Source organism: Thauera aromatica, from assembly GCF_023093595.1.
GTDB lineage: Bacteria > Pseudomonadota > Gammaproteobacteria > Burkholderiales > Rhodocyclaceae > Thauera > Thauera aromatica_A.
Genome location: NZ_JALLIK010000007.1, coordinates 1 through 540 on the forward strand (window position 1 = coordinate 1; position 540 = coordinate 540).

3 protein-coding genes are annotated in these 540 nt (G+C 66.1%); all 3 read right to left on the minus strand.

All coding sequences use genetic code 11. The features are described from left to right. Nucleotides 1–141 (minus strand): IS66 family insertion sequence element accessory protein TnpB (tnpB, locus tag MXC99_RS17025; RefSeq protein ID WP_432654211.1); only part of this gene is annotated, 141 nt, incomplete at its 3' end. Continuing rightward, nucleotides 141–395 (minus strand): IS66 family insertion sequence element accessory protein TnpA, encoded by a 255-nt coding sequence (tnpA, locus tag MXC99_RS00240; RefSeq protein WP_432654212.1) that lies wholly within the window; start codon nt 393–395, stop codon nt 141–143. The genes tnpB and tnpA, both read right to left, overlap by 1 nt. Beyond that, nucleotides 346–480: a hypothetical protein gene (locus tag MXC99_RS16865; protein WP_282100109.1), complete on the minus strand. Its 135-nt coding sequence runs from the start codon at nt 478–480 to the stop codon at nt 346–348. The genes tnpA and MXC99_RS16865 overlap by 50 nt, the downstream gene beginning before the upstream one ends. Nucleotides 481–540: the final 60 nt, after the last annotated feature.

The following is a 540-nucleotide window of genomic DNA, read 5'->3' on the forward strand; positions in this document are numbered from 1 at the left end:
GATGAACACAAACAGCTCGCCCGACAGCGGGTTGCAGCCGAGCTCGCGGCGCGTGAGCGCACACAGCCCGTCGAAGGACTTGCGCATGTCGACCGGACGGCCATAGACATGCACCCGCACCGCCCCTTCGGGGAAGAACATCAGCCGCGCACCAGGTGCAGCACGACACCGCCGCCCAGATCGAGCTTGAGCTCGAGCCGGCCTGCGCCCCCGCCAACGTCGATCAGACCCGCATCGACAAAGCCCGCACGGGCGCACGCATTGCCGCGATCGGCTACCGCCCCCATCTCCTCGCCCAGCAGGCCGCGCCAGCGCTCGAAGCTCGACTTGCTCAATCCTTCGCCATCACAGAACTGTCGGATGCTCAGACCACTTGCCGCGAAGCGCTCGAACACCGCCCGCCATTCCTCGCGGCTGCGTCGCCGCCATTTGCGCCTCTCCGCCGATGCCGTCACTGCCAATCCCGTCGTCGTTGAACATGGCGTGAATTGTCCAACGATGGCTACGCAGCGAGAAGGACGCCGCTCAGTGACCGGTTAC

Coding starts and splice junctions, on each gene's coding strand:
- MXC99_RS16865 (WP_282100109.1), bottom strand. CDS start 480: ATGTTCAACGACGACGGGATTGGCAGTGACGGCATCGGCGGAGAGGCG.